This is a genomic window from Allobosea sp. TBD101 (assembly GCF_059817965.1).
The window spans coordinates 1,964,657-1,980,122 of record NZ_CM187543.1; the positions used below are offsets into that span (position 1 = coordinate 1,964,657).

The window sequence follows — 15,466 nt, forward strand, 5'->3', positions numbered from 1 at the left end:
GAGGGCCATCAGGCTGGTCATGCGCTGCTTAAACCGCGCAGTGACCGCGCTGTCAATCGAGCGACGGCGAATAGGCGGTCGGCGTCATCAGGCGATCCTCGATCGCGCCGACGAGGCTGCCATGCGCCAGCGAGGTCTCGCGCTTGATCTCGATCCATTCGGGATCGGCCACGAAGCTCGCCCACGCCTTGGCCTTGGTCTCGGCATCGGGCCAGGCGAGGATATAGGCGAATTCCGTGCGCCCCGCGCTCGCCGTCTCCCACGTCGCGACGATGCGGAAGCCATGGCGCGCCATGATGCGCGCGGCATGGTCGCGGAAGCGGGTATGGAAGGCCGCCTTGTTGCGCTCGAAGATCTCGTAGATGCGCAACTGGTGGATCATGCCCGTCTCCTCCAGCATCAAGATGGCCCTCAGGCCGCCTTCTTCGCCTTCTCGGCCGCCATCAGTTCGGTGAAGCGGTTGAAGAGATAATGGCTATCCTGCGGGCCCGGCGAGGCTTCCGGATGGTGTTGGACGCTGAAGGCCGGACGGTCGGTCAGCGCGATGCCGCTGTTCGAGCCGTCGAAGAGCGAGACATGGGTCTCGACCGCGTTCGCGGGCAGGCTCGCCGGATCGACGGCAAAACCGTGGTTCATCGAGACGATCTCGACCTTGCCGGTGGTCTTGTCCTGCACCGGATGGTTCGCGCCGTGATGGCCCTGCTTCATCTTCATGGTCTGGCCGCCGATGGCGAGCGCCATCATCTGGTGCCCCAGGCAGATGCCGAAAGTCGGGACCTTCCTGTCGAGCAACTGCTTGATGACCGGCACGGCATATTCGCCGGTCGCGGCCGGGTCGCCCGGGCCGTTGGAGAGGAAGATGCCGTCCGGCTTCAGCGCCAGGATGTCTTCGGCGCTCGTGGTCGAGGGCACGACGGTGACGTCGCAGCCGGCCTTGGCGAGCAGGCGCAGGATGTTGCGCTTCACGCCGTAATCGATGGCGACCACCTTGAACTTGTTGCTCTCGCGCTTGCCGTAGCCGACCGGCCAGACCCAGGGAGTCTCGTCCCAGTCATAGCGCTGCGAGGCGGTGACCAGCGGGACGAGGTCGAGACCGGCCATGGAGGGCAACCCGGCTGCCTGCTTCTTCAGGCGCTCGATGTCGAAGACGCCGTCGGGGCTATGCGCGAGGATGGCGTTCGGCATGCCGTTGTCGCGGATCAGGGCGGTGAGCGCGCGGGTGTCGACGCCGCAGATGCCGACGATGTTGCGGGCCTTGAGCCAGGCGTCGAAATGCCGGTTGGCGCGCCAGCTCGAGGGCTCGGTGATCGCGGCATGGAGCACGCAGCCACGCACGCCGGAGGAAGCGGCGGCGTTCACCGTCTCGGTGTCCTCCTCGTTCACGCCGACATTGCCGACATGCGGGAAGGTGAAGGTGATGATCTGCCCGGCATAGGACGGGTCGGTCAGGATTTCCTGATAGCCGGTCATCGCCGTGTTGAAGCAGACCTCGCCCGGCGCCTCGCCGACGGCGCCGAGGCCGAAGCCTTCCAGCACCGTGCCATCAGCCAATACGAGGAGCGCGGTCGCGCGCGGTTCGGTCCAGCCGCCAGCGGCGGGGTTTCCTTCGGGAGCGGTCATGTCTATGTCTCGGTCCAGTCCGCTTGAGCGGAAAAATGCGGGGGCGGGGCATGGGCATCCACTCCGCCGGTCTGGAACGCGAGCCTTAATGAGCCGGGCGCTGCCCGTCAATCGAAGCTGGCGCAGCCCGCACAAGAGAAAAAGGAACAACGAGATGACGAGCCTGCGCGAGCGCTTCATGCCCGATATGAAGGAGGCGATGAAGGCCGGCGAGAAGGAGAAGGTCGCGGCGATCCGCCTGATCGTCGCCGCGCTGAAGGAAAAGGACATCGAGGCCCGCGGCGCCGGCAAGGGCGAGGCGACCGATGACGAAATCCTCGGCGTGCTCCAGAAGATGATCAAGCAGCGCCAGGAATCGATCGCGATCTACGACGCCAACAACCGCCCCGAACTCGCCGATGGCGAGCGCGGTGAGGTCGCGGTGATCTCGTCCTATCTGCCCAAGCAGATGTCGGACGACGAGGTGAAGGCCGCGATCGACAAGGCCGTGGCCGAGACCGGCGCGACCGCCGTCAAGGACATGGGCAAGGTCATCGGCGTGCTGCGCGCGGCTTACGCCGGCCAGATGGATTTCGGCAAGGTCAGCCCGATGGTGAAGGCCGCGCTCGGCGGCTGAGCCGGCGGGAACGGGCGGGCCTCAGGCCCGCTCGATATCCGTCCCGGAGAAGTCCTCGCCCTTGTAGAGCAATGGCCAGCCGCGCGCTTTCGCCAGGGCATAGGCGGCGCAGTCGCCCATGTTCAGCCGGGCCGGATGGCGGCCCTTGCCGTAGCGGCCATAGGCCTCGAAGGCGAGATCGGAGAGGGCTGCGTCGAAGGGGATGACCTCTATGCGTTCGTTCGTCAGGAAGTCATCGACGATTTCTACGGGAATTCCCTTCGAGAAGACCAGGACGAGGCGCGCTTCCAACAGGTTGAAGCTCGATATGATGCGACGCTCGGCCAGTGCGATTCTCTTTGTGAACTCGGCAGCTTCGGCCTCCTCGGCCAGGCAGGCGACGACTGCGGATGTGTCGATGACGATCACGACCACAGGCCGTTATCATCATAGCCCAGGAAATCGTCGATCTCGTCGCGGGTCATCGAGCGCGCTGTCGGTTTGATGTCGTACTTCTTGTAAAGCGCTCCCATCCGCGCCATGGCCGCCGCCACGCGCCGGGCCTTCTCCTCCTCGGACAATTCATCCTTGCCGAGCTCGCTCCTGACGGCCTGGCGCACGGCCTCGGTCAAGCTCAGGCCACGACGACGCGCGAGCAGGCGCACGGCCTCCTCGGTCTCGCGGTCCTTGATGTTGAGCGCCATGGCTTTCTTCCTTTTCTCCGATTTTCTTTACCAGATGGGGAGCGCTGTGGATATCGTCCATAAGCCCGGCTTCGGACGTCTCGGCGGTTGGCAAGCGCCTTCGCAAGGACCAGATAGAACCCCATGAAGTTCCCGCCCTCCGTCCTTGATGAGATCAAGGCGCGGCTGCCTGTCTCGGCGGTCGTGGGCAAGCGCGTGCGCCTCCAGAAGTCAGGGCGCGAATGGAAGGGCCTCTCGCCCTTCAATGCCGAGAAGACCGCCTCCTTCTTCGTCAACGACCAGAAGGCCTCGTTCTTCGATTTCTCGTCCGGCAAGAACGGCGACATCTTCAAGTTCGTGATGGAGACCGAGGGGCTTTCCTTCCCCGAGGCTGTCGAGAAGCTCGCGGCCGAGGCCGGCGTCATCCTGCCGAAGATCACGGCGGAGGCGCAGGTCCAGGAGGAGAAGCGCAAGGGGCTGCACGAGGTCGTGGAGCTCGCGGCGCAGTTCTTCGAGGCCGAATTGATGGGCGATCGCGGTGGTGCGGCAAGGCGATATCTCGCGACGCGCGGGCTCGACGGAGAGGCGCGCACGCGCTTCCGTCTCGGCTATGGCCCGGTCGATCGCTTCGCCTTGCGCGACCATCTGGCGGGGAAGGGCGTTCCGGCCGAGTTGATGATGGAAGCGGGGCTGCTCATCCACGGCGAGGAAATCGCCGTGCCCTATGACCGCTTCCGCGACCGGGTGATGTTCCCGATCCATGATGCGCGGGGACGCGTGGTCGCCTTCGGCGGGCGGGCGATGAGCTCGGAAGTCGCGGCGAAATATCTGAACTCGCCGGAGACGCCGCTCTTCCACAAGGGCCACCTGCTGTTCAACCACCACAATGCCCGCAAGGCGTCGCATGACACCGGGCAGGTGATCGTGGTCGAGGGCTATGTCGATGTCATCGCCATGTCGCTCTCGGGCTTTCCGCAGACGGTGGCGCCGCTCGGCACGGCTTTGACCGAGGATCAGCTCGGCCTGCTCTGGCGCATGGCTGACGAGCCGGTGATCTGCCTCGACGGCGACAAGGCGGGTCGCAAGGCCGCGAGCCGGGCGATCGATATCGCGCTGCCGCTGCTGGAGCCCGGCAAGTCGCTCTCTTTTGCCCTGCTACCTGACGGGCAGGACCCCGACGACCTCGCCCGCTCGGGCGGGCGGCAGGCTATCGCCGAGGTGGTTGCGGCGGCGCGCCCGCTGGTCGACATGCTCTGGCAGCGCGAGGTCGAGGCCGGCCCGCTCGATACGCCGGAGCGCCGCGCGGCCTTCGAGCGCCGCCTGAAGGAGCCTCTTGGGCAGATCCGCGACGAGACCACGCGCAAGCATTATCGCCGCGAGATGGATGAGCGCCTGGCGCAGCTCTTCGCCAGCGCTGCCCCGGCGCGGTCGGAGCGCGGCGGCGGTGGAAATTTCCAGCGCGGTCGCGGCGGGCCGCCCCAGCGTGGCGGGTTCGGCAGGCAGGTTCCGCCGTGGCTTGCCGGACCGCTCAAGGCGTCGAGCGCGCTGACGCAGTCGCGCCTGATCGCGAAGGTGCGCGGCGAGGACCAGCGCGAGGCCTTCATCCTGCTGGCGCTGGCGAGCCACCCCGATCTCATCCTGCGCTGCGCCGACGAGATCGCCGAGTTGTCGCTGGACGGACCGGCGGCCGAGCGCTTCCGGCAGGCGCTGCTCGATTCCGTCGAGGAGACGCTCGACCGGGAAACCCTGGCGAATCGGTTGGAGCAGCCGCGTGTGCGGGAAGCGCAGGGCCATCTGATGGCCGTCACAGGCCCGGCCGAACGATTAAAACTCGCGCAAGATGCTGATCCTGAATCGGTTTTTGACTCGATTCATCAGGCTCTCGTCTTGCATCATCGCGCGCGAACGCTAAATAGCGAGTTGAGAGCAGCTGAGCGCGCCTTGGCTGACGACGCGACCGAAGCCAATTTCGCCTGGATCAAGGACGTGAAGGCCCGCCTCGAGACAATCGAAGGCACCGAGGCCATGTCCGAGAATTGAAGCCCAGCGAGTGGTGGACGCGAGTCCGAGTGCGCGCAAGCTGTGGGGTGGTTCACGATTCGTCAACGACGTCTGGTGCCATCTGCAACTGGATTTGGGTGGGTGAGCGCGCCGGGCCTGCGGTCGCGCCGCCCTTTTATGCGTCGGTATATGGCTTTCTCGGCCAGAGCCGGCGCGAGTGCGGAGCGCTGATTGATGGCGACTAAAGCGAGCGAACGGGAAAAGACCGATCAGGTCGCGCCGGATGCCCCCCCGACTACCGACGGCCCGTTGCTCGATCTGACCGATCAGGCCGTAAGGCGGATGATCAAGCTCGCGAAGAAGCGCGGCTATGTCACCTATGACGAACTGAACGAAGTGCTGCCTTCCGAGGAATTCTCCTCGGAGCAGATCGAGGACGTACTCGGCCAGCTCAGCGAGCAGGGCATCAACGTCGTCGACAACGAGGACCCGGAAGCGGCTGGCGAGGAGCGCGCGGCCCGCAAGGATGGCGGTGCCGACGAGGAAGAGCCCGAGGGCGGCGACATGGTCGACGCCTCGCGCCAGACCCTGCCTGTCGAGACCAAGCGCAACCTCGAGCCGACCGAGCGCACCGATGACCCCGTCCGCATGTATCTGCGCGAGATGGGCTCGGTCGAGCTGCTCTCGCGCGAGGGCGAAATCGCGATCGCCAAGCGCATCGAAGCCGGCCGCGAAGCGATGATCGCGGGCCTCTGCGAGAGCCCGCTGACCTTCCAGGCCATCATCATCTGGCGTGACGAACTCGTCGACGGCAAGGTTCTGCTGCGCGACATCATCGACCTTGAAGCGACCTATGCCGGCCCGGACGGCAAGAACCCCGACGCCGTCGCCGGCGAGGAGGGGGGCGAGGAAGCCGAGCAGGCCGAGACCCCGGAGGGCGAGACCCCGCCGGACATGGACGACGACGACATGGAGAACAACGTGTCGCTCTCGGCCATGGAAGCCGAGCTCAAGCCGCGCGTGCTCGAGACCTTCAACGCTATCGCCGACGACTACAAGAAGCTGCGTCGCCTGCAGGATCAGGACATCGCGAACCGGCTGGAGAACACCAAGCTCTCGCCGTCGCAGGACCGCAAGTACAAGAAGCTCAAGGACGACATCATCACCGCGGTGAAGTCGCTCTCGCTCAACAACAACCGCATCGAGGCGCTGGTCGAGCAGCTCTACGACATCAACAAGCGCCTGATCGGCCATGAGACGCGCCTGCTGCGCCTCGCCGAGAGCTATGGCGTGGCGCGCGACGACTTCCTCAAGCAGCATGTCGGCGGCGAGCTCGATCCGAAATGGGTCCTGCGCGTCTCGAAGCTCGGCTCGCGCGGCTGGAAGGAGTTCGTCGCGGCGGAGCTGGAGCGCATTAAGCAGCTGCGCGAGGAGGTACACACGCTCGCCTCCGAGACCGGCCTTGAGATCCAGGAATTCCGCAAGATCGTGCTGATGGTCCAGAAGGGCGAGCGCGAGGCCCGCCAGGCCAAGAAGGAAATGATCGAGGCGAACCTGCGTCTCGTGATCTCGATCGCCAAGAAGTACACGAACCGCGGCCTGCAGTTCCTCGACCTGATCCAGGAAGGCAATATCGGCCTGATGAAGGCGGTCGACAAGTTCGAGTACCGCCGGGGCTACAAGTTCTCGACCTACGCGACCTGGTGGATCCGGCAGGCGATCACCCGCTCGATCGCCGACCAGGCCCGCACGATCCGCATCCCCGTCCACATGATCGAGACGATCAACAAGATCGTACGGACCTCGCGCCAGATGCTGCATGAGATCGGCCGCGAGCCGACCCCGGAGGAACTGGCCGAGAAGCTGGCCATGCCGCTGGAGAAGGTGCGCAAGGTCCTGAAGATCGCCAAGGAGCCGATCTCGCTGGAAACCCCGATCGGCGACGAGGAGGATTCGCATCTCGGCGACTTCATCGAGGACAAGAATGCGATCCTGCCGATCGACGCCGCGATCCAGTCGAACCTGCGCGAGACGACGACCCGCGTGCTGGCCTCGCTCACGCCGCGCGAGGAGCGCGTGCTGCGCATGCGCTTCGGCATCGGCATGAACACCGACCACACGCTCGAAGAGGTCGGTCAGCAGTTCAGCGTCACCCGCGAGCGTATCCGCCAGATCGAGGCGAAGGCGTTGCGCAAGCTCAAGCACCCGAGCCGGAGCCGGAAGCTCAGGAGCTTCTTGGACAACTGAGATAAAACGAAGGGCGCCATTGGCGCCCTTCTTCATTTCCAGCAATTGCATATCAGCGACAGGTCATCCCGGACGCAGCGAAGCGGAGATCCGGGATCCATGCCTGAACCTCAACCGGAAGCGCTCCGGCATGGATCCCGGGTCAAGCCCGGGATGACGCCGTGTTTCCGAGCAAGATCAACATGCCCTAGCTATTCTTCGTGTCGCGCCCATCCGGCTCTTTGGCTACCCCTTTGAACGGTCCGGGGCTGTCCTTGCGTTCCATGAAATGGCCGGTGCGCTCGTCGCGCTTCTGCCAATCTCCATTCGGCTGTTGAAACTGCGTTCTGCCCGTCACGGCACCTTGACGGTGCCCTTTACCGGTATTGGTAGCCAATGCTGCCTCCCGACCTGGAACAAAGCATAAACATTTTCTGATTCGAGGCAGGCGTCAAGCCTCTGCCTGCCGTTACGCGCGTTTGGTTCCGCCACAGTTCTGCTAAAGTTGCTTTGAAGATCAGTGCTTCCGTCGGAGGAGAGCAGATGACCGGTATCCCAACGCCCGAAGAGATCGAGGCTGCCCAGACGGCACTCCAGGCACAAGTCCAGAACGAGCCGAAACAGGAAACGGGTTCGGCAACCGCTGACATCATCGGCGGCGCGCTCGATATCGCGGGAACCGTCACGGTCGATGTGGCCGGGGCCGTGGTCCAAGGCGTGGGGACCGTCGCGGTGGCAACCGGCGAGGCGGTCGTCACCGTCATTGGCGGCATTTTCGAAGGGTTGAGCTCCTGATGTCCCCGGAATTCCTGCTGACCTCGCTGATCATCGTCGCTTCGCCCGGAACGGGCGCGATCTACACCATCGCCGCCGGCCTCACGCGCGGATCGCGGGCGAGCGTGCTCGCCGCCTTCGCCTGCACGATCGGCATCGTGCCGCATCTGATCGCGGCGATGATGGGGATCGCGGCGCTGCTGCATGCCAGCGCGCTCGCCTTCGCCGTCGTGAAATATGCCGGCGTCGCCTACCTGCTCTACATGGCCTGGCAGACGCTCAAGGAGCATGGTGCGCTCAAGGTCGAGACGAAGGCGGATGCGCGCTCGGCCTGGCTGGTGCTGCGCGACGGGCTCGCGCTCAATCTGCTCAACCCCAAGCTCTCGATCTTCTTCGTCGCCTTCCTGCCGCAGTTCATCGTGGCCGGCGAGGCCAGCCCGGGCGCGCGCATGCTGGAGCTCTCCGGCGTGTTCATGGCAATGACTTTCATCGTCTTCGCGCTCTACGGGCTCTTCGCTGCGGCGATGCGCGACAAGGTCATCAGCCGCCCGGCGGTGATGGCCTGGCTGCGCCGGAGCTTCGCCGCCGCCTTCGTCGCGCTCGGCGCCAAGCTCGCGCTGACCGAGCGCTGATGGCGCGGCAGACGATCCTGAGCGTCGAGACGCGCGGGCCGGGACTCTACGAGTTCACTGACCGCGTTGCCGCCTTCGTGAAGGCCAGCGGCGAGACGAGCGGCTTGCTGACGCTGTTCGTGCGGCACACCTCCTGTTCGCTGCTGATCCAGGAGAATGCCGATCCGGATGTGCGCCGCGATCTCGACGCCTTTTTTCGTCGTCTGGTGCCGTCGGCGGATGATCCGGCGATGGCCTATCTCGTTCATCGCGACGAGGGACCGGACGACATGCCGGCCCATATCAAGGCGGCGCTGACGCCGGTCTCTCTCTCGCTCCCGGTGATAGGCGGGCGCCTCGCGCTCGGCACCTGGCAGGGCATCTATCTGTTCGAGCACCGCCGGATGCCGCATCGGCGCGAGATCGCCCTCCACCTTTCGGCGTAAGCGATCAGGCCGGCGGCGCCACCACGAGCGCGACGAGGCGCCGGACGACCGGCAGCACGAGGAGCAATGTCGGGAAGGCGACGAGCCAGGACAGGGCCCAGGCGCCGGGCCAGGTCCGGAGGAATTCGGCGGTGGGACCGAGCGCCTTCACGGTCGAGATGCCGGAGACGACGAAGGTCATCAGGATCGACAGGAAGAAGGGCATCACCACGCCGGCATAGCGGGCGGGGAGGCGAGGGAAGGCAGGGCTGGACATAAGTCAGGCTTTCGCAAGAGGCAGGCCGTTCGGAGGCATCCGATACGACTTGGCCGAATGGTGCGTTGCCTGACGTGAGACGCTTACGAACGGGATGGAAGCCCGGTGGCGGCTCCATTAGGTGATCCGAACGGGATTGCCAAGGCGGTCTACCGCGCTGCGAACAGATCCTGTTCCGGCAGAGGCTCCCAGGCTTCCCCTGCGCCGACGAAGCAGCTTCTGCCGGCGGGGTTGGTGGCGAGCAGGGTCCAACTGCCGGTCGGCCCGACATAGAGCTCGAACAGGACACCGATCTCGGCCAGCCCGCTGCCGATCATGCGTTCGCCGAAGGTGTCGCGAAGCTGGCCGACGACATGGCTGCGATCGGCGCAGGGCGGCTCGCGCGGTGTGGGTTGCTGGGCGAAAGCGGGGGCTGTGACCGTCGCACCGACGAGCCACGCGGTCATCAGGATTCTGCTGAGTGTCATGACCACCTCCCTGTCCGGAGGTAGCCGCTCGGGCGGCACGATATCGGGAAGCCCCGCGGCTGCCCTGAACACCCTAGATGTGGGAAGCGGCGAAGCGCGGTTCAAGCGGCAGAGCCGGCGGGGCTTTGCGCGATCAAGCGAAACAGCGCTCCCCTTGAGGCGGCTCCTGCCTTATATCAGGCCGCAAGCAATGCGGAGGCACCATGTCTTTCTTCAAATCGCTGTTCGGTGGCCGCAAGCCGGCCGAGGAGAAGCCCGCCGGCCCGGTCAAGAGCATCGAGCATAACGGCTTCACCATCCATGCCACGCCCTACCAGGAAGCGGGGCAGTACCAGCTCTGCGGCGTCATCGAGAAGGTCGTCGACGGCGAGACCAAGAGCCATCGCTTCATCCGGGCCGACCGTTTCCCGGGCCAGGCCGAGGCCGCCGATTTCACCCTGGTGAAGGGCCAGCAGATCGTCGACATGGAAGGCGACCGCGTCTTCCGCTGAGACTGCGGGGCGGGAGTCTGAAATGCTCCCTGCCGCTGGCGCGCGGCAGGGCTGCCTCGCGTGCGCTTGCCCGGCGGATTCCAGCCGCTAAAGCTGCCCGGAGAAGAGCCATCTCCAAAGATGTGGCCGCCGAGGAAACATGTCCCACGACGCCGAGCGCTACCAACCCGATTCGTCCTATGCCTGGCTCCGGCTCGCCGTCGCGCTGGTGATCGGCACGATCGCCTGCGTCGGTTCCTGGTCGGTCGTGGTGGTGCTGCCGACGATGCAGGGCGAGTTCGGCACGCTCCGGGCCGGTGCCTCGCTGCCCTATACCTTCGCCATGCTCGGCTTCGGCGCCGGCAACATCATCATGGGTCGGGTCGCCGATCGCTACGGCATCATGGTGCCGATCGTGATGGGCGCGATCCTGCTCGCGGCCGGCTATGCGGCTGCGGCGATGTCGCAGTCGCTGTGGCAGTTCGCGCTGGCGCATGGACTGCTCATCGGCATGGGCAGCGCCGCCGGCTTCTCGCCGCTGATCTCTGACCTCTCGCACTGGTTTCGCAAGCACCGCGGCCTCGCCGTGGTCTGCGGCGCCTCGGGCAGCTATCTCGCCGGCGTGTTCTGGCCGCAGGTGATCACCTGGGGCATGGCCAACCATGGCTGGCGCGCGACGCATTTCGGTATCGCCATCGTCACACTGGTGGTCTTGCTGCCGCTCGCGCCGTTCTTCCGGCGCCAGCCGAGCGCGGCGACGTTTGCCGCGGCCGAGGCGAGCAGTGCCGGAGCGCGCGGCGATCTCGGCCTCAGCGCCGGCCAACTCCAGCTCCTGCTCTGCGTCGCGGGCTTCGCCTGCTGCGTCGCCATGGCGATGCCGCAGGTCCATATCGTCGCCTATTGCGGCGATCTCGGCTACGGCGTGGCGCGTGGCGCCGAGATGCTCTCGCTGATGATGCTGCTCGGCATCGTCAGCCGCATCGGCTCGGGCTTCGTCGCGGACAGGATCGGTGGCGTGGCGACGTTGGCGCTGGGCTCGCTGATGCAGGGCGTCGCGCTCTTCCTTTATCTCTGGTTCGACGGGCTGCAGTCGCTCTATGTCGTCAGCGGCATCTTCGGGCTGTTCCAGGGCGGTATCGTGCCGATGTACGCCGTCGTCATCCGCGAGTACCTGCCGGCCAAGCAGGCGGGCGTGCGGATCGGCCTGGTGATGTCGGTGACCGTGCTCGGCATGGCCTTCGGCGGCTATCTCTCGGGCGTGATCTTCGACTATTTCAGCTCGTACCGGATGGCCTTCCTCAACGGCCTCGCCTGGAACCTCGTCAATCTCAGCGTGGTCTGCTGGCTGATGATGCGGGCGCGGCGGTCGACGCCGCCGCTTCAGGTCGCCGGCTAGATCGCCGCGCGTCCGATTGGACGCGATTGTGGCGATCTCGCTCTTTGCGATCGCATCGGACCGAAAAGTGCATTCCACTTTTCGGTCCGATGCGTCAGGCGGGGCGATAGGTGCCGAAGCACCAGACATGCCCTTCCGGGTCCTTGCAGATGAAGTCGCGGCTGCCATAGGGCTGGTCGGTCGGCTCCATGCAGATCTCGGCGCCGGCCTTGCGGGCGCGCTCGCAGCGGGCGTCGATATCGTCGGTGGCGATGTAGGGCGAGGCGGTGGTGCCGCCGAGCTCGGCCGGGCGCGCGACCAGCTTGCCGAATGCGTTGCCCTCGGACGAGCCGAGCATGACGAAGCTCGAGCCCATGCGCAGTTCGCCGTGGAGAAGCGTCCTGCCGTCCTCTGAATAATGGGCGGCATGCTTCTCGAAGCCGAAGGCCTCGATCAACCAGTCATACATCCGCGGCGCATCGGCATAGCGCAGCGAGATGATGATCATGGGCGCGAGCTTGGACGCATCGGCGCTCGACATGGCATGATCCCTGTTCATGGGGCCCGCCGCGATTGTCGGCGACAATGCGAGGCAATGCAAAGCGCCCGTTTGGCAAAGCGCCCGCTTGCGCGCCCGCCGCAGCGTCAGCATCATCGCCGGCGGATTCTCCGCCTGCCCCAAGGATGCCCATGAGCCCTGCCACCGACGGATCCGATGAAGCCCCGCGCGGGACGCTGACCGTGCGCACGATCGCCATGCCGGGCGACACCAACGCCAATGGCGATATCTTCGGCGGCTGGGTGATGTCGCGGATGGACCAGGCCGGTGGCATCGCGGGTGTCGACCGGGCGCAGGGGCGCGTGGTCACGATCGCGGTCGATGCGATGACCTTCATCCGGCCGGTCAAGGTCGGCGACGTGCTCAGCGTCTATACCGAGATCGAATCCGTGGGGCGGACTTCGATGAAGATCCATGTCGAGGCCTGGGCCAAGCGCTTCCGCACCACGCTGCACGAGAAGGTCACCGACGCCACCTTCACCTTCGTCGCGATCGACGAGGAGGGGCGGCCGCGGCCGGTGCCGAAACCGGAAGCTTAACCGGATTTAACCTCCTCTAACGCCGAGTGAATCTCTCGGCCGCGGGAGTGATTCAAAAGAATCCACTTTTAAGCGTTCCTTAAGCGCGCTCGGGGGATGCTGCGCGCCAGACCGGGGATACGCCCCGGCCAGGGGACTTCCATGGCCTTTCGACGCCGCATGCGGATCCAGCCGCCTGGCTTGCACGCCGGGGGAGGGAGGGGATTCCCGCGTCTGCCGGATGATCAGGGCCGGCTCAGGGTGAGCCTGAGCGGGTCGGTCTTCCTGTGTTCAGAACTCCTCTCCAGCGTTGCGTGAATCCGGAGTACGACTTCATGACGAAAGCCAAGCCCGCGCGTGAGGGCAAGCCGCTGCGGATCGGTATCGCGCCCCGCATCTATGCCGCTCTCGGCGTGATGACGGCCCTGACCATCATCTCGTCCTCGGTGGCATGGTTCTCCTATGACAGCGTCGACCAGACGGTGGACGACCTCGTCGGGCAGAAGATGCCCGTGGTCGAACTCGCGCTCGAGCTCTCGCAGGCGGCGACGCAGTCGACCGCGCTGGCGGCCCGCTTCAGCGAGGTCTCGACCCTGCAGCAGCGCGCGACCCTGACCGGCGAGCTCGATACCGTCGAGGCGCGCCAGCTCGAGCTGCTGCGGCGCATCGCCGAGCAGGGCAAGGTCGACAAGTCCAAGCCGCAATCGGCGATCGACGACCTGGCGCGCCAGATCAACGACATCAACGACCTGACGGGCGAGCGGCTGCGCAACGCCGCCGACACCACTGCGGCGCTGGCGGCCCTGTCCAAGGCCCGCGACGGGTTCAGTGCCATGGCCGATTTCGAGACGGCCGACGCCCAGTTCAACGTCAAGATGAACATCACCAGTGCCGCGCAGCTCACCGGTGCAGAGTTCGACGCCGCCCTGTCCAAGGTGCTCGACAAGGATCTCTCCTCGCTCCAGACCGCCCAGTCGCTCCAGCTCCAGATCAGCGAGACGGTCGGCCTGCTGCGCGAGATTTCCCAGGTCGACAGCACCGAGAAGCTCGAATATGCCAAATCGCGCCTCAAGGCGCAGCTCGGCCAGGTCCGCGGCCTGCTGATGGCGGCGGACATGCTCCAGGCCAATCCGGCGCGCGGCCAGGCGGTCAATGCCGTGACCGAACTCGGCGAAGGCGCGGGTGGTCTCGTCGCCATCCGCGAGCGCGATCTCGGGACGCAGGCCGCGATCGCTGCCGGCCTCAAGAATCTCGACCAGGCGGCGGATAAGGTCCGTCGCGAGGTCGGCGAGCTCGTGACCTCCGCCCGTGGCGGCGCGATCGCCGGGCGCGACTCGACCAAGGCGGTGATCAAGCGCAGCGAGCTGACGCTGGCCGCGATCGGCATCACCTCGCTGCTGATTGCACTCGCCCTGTCCTTCTTCTTCGTCCGCCCGATGATCGTTGGCCGCCTCAACCGGCTCTGGGCCGCGACCAAGGCGATCGCCGATGGCGCGCTGGAGACGGTGGTCGATACCAAGGGCAATGACGAGATCTCCGATATCTCGAAGAGCGTCCTGCTGTTCCGCGACAACGCGGTGGCGTTGCGCGCGGCTGAACTCGCTAAGGTCGAGGACGAGGCGCGGGCGCTGGAGCAGCGCCGCGAGATGATGCGCGAACTCGGCGAGGCCTTCGGCGTCGTCGTGGCCGCCGCTGCGGCTGGCGACTTCACCCAGCGCGTTGCGGCGCAGTTCGCCGATCCCGAGCTCAATGCGCTCGCCGGCTCGGTCAACACGCTGCTGGAAACCGTCCAGACCGGTCTGCTGGAGACCTGCGACGTACTGGCGGAGCTGTCCGCCGGTCATCTCTCGACCCGGGTCGAGGGGATGTATCAGGGTGCCTTCGCCGAGCTCAAGGACGGCACCAACGCGCTGGCCGACGAGTTCGAGAGCACGCTCGCCCGCCTCGCCGAGACGGTTTCCGCGGTCCGCAGCGCGACCAGCGAGATCCTCGACGGCGTCACCGATCTGGCCGAGCGCACCAGCGAGGAGAGCAACGCCGTCTCGATGGCGACCAACCAGCTCGGCGCCTTCGCCGGCACCGTGAAGAAGACCGCGAGCGAGGCCGCCCAGGCGACGGGCATGGCTCAGGGAGCGGAGGAGCGCGCGCAGCAGGGGGAGAAGGTCGTGGCCTCGGCGCTGGAAGCGATGCAGCGCATCCGCCAGTCCTCGAGCAAGATTTCCGAGGTCATCGCTATGATCGACGAGATCGCCTTCCAGACCAATCTGCTGGCGCTGAACGCCGCGGTCGAGGCGGCGCGTGCGGGCGATGCCGGCAAGGGCTTCGCGGTGGTCGCGACCGAGGTGCGCAGCCTGGCCAAGCGCTCGGCCGACGCCTCGAACGACGTCAAGAAGCTGGTCGAGGCGGCGCATGGCGACGTCAAGGTCGGCGTCGGGCTGGTCGAAGAGACCTCGTCCATGTTCGGCGCGATCGTCTCCTCGGTGAACGAGCTGACCGGGCTGATGAACGGCATCTCGCAGACCGCCCGCAGCCAGGCGAGCGACGTCTCGGCGATCAATACCGAGATCGACGGCATCGGCACGATGGCACACCAGAACGCCGCGCTGGTCGAGGAGACCAACGCTGCGCTTGCCCTCACCGACGAGCAGACGCGGGCGCTGACCGAGCATATCGGCCGCTTCACCTTCCGGCAGGGCCATGCGGCCGAGGAGCATGGCGAGGGCCGGCATGTCGCGGCAGCCTGAGAGGGCTGCGGGGCCATCCAGCTCCCGTGAACGGAACAGGGCCTCCCGGCATTGCCGGGAGGCCCTTTCGATTCCGGTTGCATGCGCCTTGCTTGCCGGGTGGTGGCGATGCTAGGCGAGG

The 15,466-nt window shown here is 66.0% G+C and carries 18 protein-coding genes; 10 read left to right on the plus strand and 8 right to left on the minus strand.

Going from position 1 to position 15,466, the window contains the following annotated elements; genetic code table 11:
• Nucleotides 1-52: 52 nt before the first annotated feature.
• Complete coding sequence (locus AC6RIC_RS09410; RefSeq protein ID WP_499735973.1) at nucleotides 53-382, minus strand: NIPSNAP family protein; 330 nt, start codon at nucleotides 380-382, stop codon at nucleotides 53-55.
• Between the two features lie 29 nt (nucleotides 383-411).
• Nucleotides 412-1,620: a glutamine-hydrolyzing carbamoyl-phosphate synthase small subunit gene (gene carA / locus AC6RIC_RS09415; protein WP_499735974.1), complete on the minus strand. Its 1,209-nt coding sequence runs from the start codon at nucleotides 1,618-1,620 to the stop codon at nucleotides 412-414.
• 154 nt (nucleotides 1,621-1,774) lie between these two features.
• Here carA and AC6RIC_RS09420 point away from each other — a divergent pair, with 154 nt between their 5' ends.
• Nucleotides 1,775-2,236: a GatB/YqeY domain-containing protein gene (locus AC6RIC_RS09420; protein ID WP_454656056.1), complete on the plus strand. Its 462-nt coding sequence runs from the start codon at nucleotides 1,775-1,777 to the stop codon at nucleotides 2,234-2,236.
• A 21-nt stretch (nucleotides 2,237-2,257) separates the two neighbouring features.
• Here AC6RIC_RS09420 and AC6RIC_RS09425 read toward each other — a convergent pair whose 3' ends face one another.
• Together AC6RIC_RS09425 and AC6RIC_RS09430 are read right to left on the minus strand one after the other, a co-directional pair.
• On the minus strand, nucleotides 2,258-2,650 hold the full coding sequence (locus AC6RIC_RS09425) for a type II toxin-antitoxin system VapC family toxin (protein WP_499735975.1): 393 nt from the start codon (nucleotides 2,648-2,650) through the stop codon (nucleotides 2,258-2,260).
• A complete protein-coding gene (locus tag AC6RIC_RS09430) occupies nucleotides 2,641-2,919 on the minus strand; it encodes a type II toxin-antitoxin system VapB family antitoxin (protein WP_499735976.1) in 279 nt (92 codons plus the stop codon). Before AC6RIC_RS09430 ends, AC6RIC_RS09425 begins: the two co-directional genes overlap by 10 nt.
• 123 nt (nucleotides 2,920-3,042) lie before the next feature.
• Between AC6RIC_RS09430 and dnaG the strand changes: the two genes are divergently transcribed.
• Nucleotides 3,043-4,938, plus strand: a complete 1,896-nt coding sequence (dnaG, locus tag AC6RIC_RS09435; protein ID WP_499735977.1) for a DNA primase — start codon at nucleotides 3,043-3,045, stop codon at nucleotides 4,936-4,938.
• 195 nt (nucleotides 4,939-5,133) lie between these two features.
• A complete protein-coding gene (gene rpoD / locus AC6RIC_RS09440; protein ID WP_499735978.1) occupies nucleotides 5,134-7,146 on the plus strand; it encodes an RNA polymerase sigma factor RpoD in 2,013 nt (670 codons plus the stop codon).
• Nucleotides 7,147-7,333: 187 nt separating this feature from the next.
• Here rpoD and AC6RIC_RS09445 read toward each other — a convergent pair whose 3' ends face one another.
• Entirely contained in the window at nucleotides 7,334-7,522 is a 189-nt protein-coding gene (locus tag AC6RIC_RS09445) for a hypothetical protein (protein ID WP_299858304.1), read from the minus strand.
• Nucleotides 7,523-7,668: 146 nt separating this feature from the next.
• Here AC6RIC_RS09445 and AC6RIC_RS09450 point away from each other — a divergent pair, with 146 nt between their 5' ends.
• From AC6RIC_RS09450 to AC6RIC_RS09460, 3 genes are read left to right on the plus strand one after another with little or no spacing between them, the layout of a single operon-like run.
• Nucleotides 7,669-7,920: a hypothetical protein gene (locus AC6RIC_RS09450; RefSeq protein WP_499735979.1), complete on the plus strand. Its 252-nt coding sequence runs from the start codon at nucleotides 7,669-7,671 to the stop codon at nucleotides 7,918-7,920.
• A complete protein-coding gene (locus tag AC6RIC_RS09455; RefSeq protein WP_499735980.1) occupies nucleotides 7,920-8,531 on the plus strand; it encodes a LysE family translocator in 612 nt (203 codons plus the stop codon). Before AC6RIC_RS09450 ends, AC6RIC_RS09455 begins: the two co-directional genes overlap by 1 nt.
• Nucleotides 8,531-8,956: a secondary thiamine-phosphate synthase enzyme YjbQ gene (locus AC6RIC_RS09460; protein ID WP_499735981.1), complete on the plus strand. Its 426-nt coding sequence runs from the start codon at nucleotides 8,531-8,533 to the stop codon at nucleotides 8,954-8,956. Before AC6RIC_RS09455 ends, AC6RIC_RS09460 begins: the two co-directional genes overlap by 1 nt.
• Nucleotides 8,957-8,960: 4 nt before the next feature.
• Here AC6RIC_RS09460 and AC6RIC_RS09465 read toward each other — a convergent pair whose 3' ends face one another.
• Nucleotides 8,961-9,212, minus strand: a complete 252-nt coding sequence (locus AC6RIC_RS09465) for a DUF2798 domain-containing protein (RefSeq protein WP_499735982.1) — start codon at nucleotides 9,210-9,212, stop codon at nucleotides 8,961-8,963.
• Between the two features lie 149 nt (nucleotides 9,213-9,361).
• Entirely contained in the window at nucleotides 9,362-9,679 is a 318-nt protein-coding gene (locus AC6RIC_RS09470; protein WP_499735983.1) for a hypothetical protein, read from the minus strand.
• Between the two features lie 203 nt (nucleotides 9,680-9,882).
• Between AC6RIC_RS09470 and AC6RIC_RS09475 the strand changes: the two genes are divergently transcribed.
• Nucleotides 9,883-10,170, plus strand: coding sequence for an HlyU family transcriptional regulator (locus AC6RIC_RS09475; RefSeq protein WP_499735984.1), 288 nt, complete (start codon nucleotides 9,883-9,885; stop codon nucleotides 10,168-10,170).
• A gap of 139 nt (nucleotides 10,171-10,309) precedes the next feature.
• Nucleotides 10,310-11,545, plus strand: a complete 1,236-nt coding sequence (locus AC6RIC_RS09480) for an MFS transporter (RefSeq protein WP_454656062.1) — start codon at nucleotides 10,310-10,312, stop codon at nucleotides 11,543-11,545.
• 94 nt (nucleotides 11,546-11,639) lie between these two features.
• Here the strand turns inward: AC6RIC_RS09480 and AC6RIC_RS09485 are convergent, their stop codons facing one another.
• The gene (locus AC6RIC_RS09485) at nucleotides 11,640-12,065 is read right to left on the minus strand and encodes a VOC family protein (RefSeq protein ID WP_499735985.1); all 426 of its coding nucleotides are present in this window, start codon (nucleotides 12,063-12,065) and stop codon (nucleotides 11,640-11,642) included.
• Nucleotides 12,066-12,214: 149 nt separating this feature from the next.
• On the opposite strand from AC6RIC_RS09485, the gene AC6RIC_RS09490 reads away from it, so the two are divergent.
• The gene (locus tag AC6RIC_RS09490; protein ID WP_454656064.1) at nucleotides 12,215-12,622 is read left to right on the plus strand and encodes an acyl-CoA thioesterase; all 408 of its coding nucleotides are present in this window, start codon (nucleotides 12,215-12,217) and stop codon (nucleotides 12,620-12,622) included.
• Nucleotides 12,623-12,936: 314 nt separating this feature from the next.
• Entirely contained in the window at nucleotides 12,937-15,345 is a 2,409-nt protein-coding gene (locus AC6RIC_RS09495) for a methyl-accepting chemotaxis protein (RefSeq protein ID WP_454656065.1), read from the plus strand.
• Nucleotides 15,346-15,466: the final 121 nt, after the last annotated feature.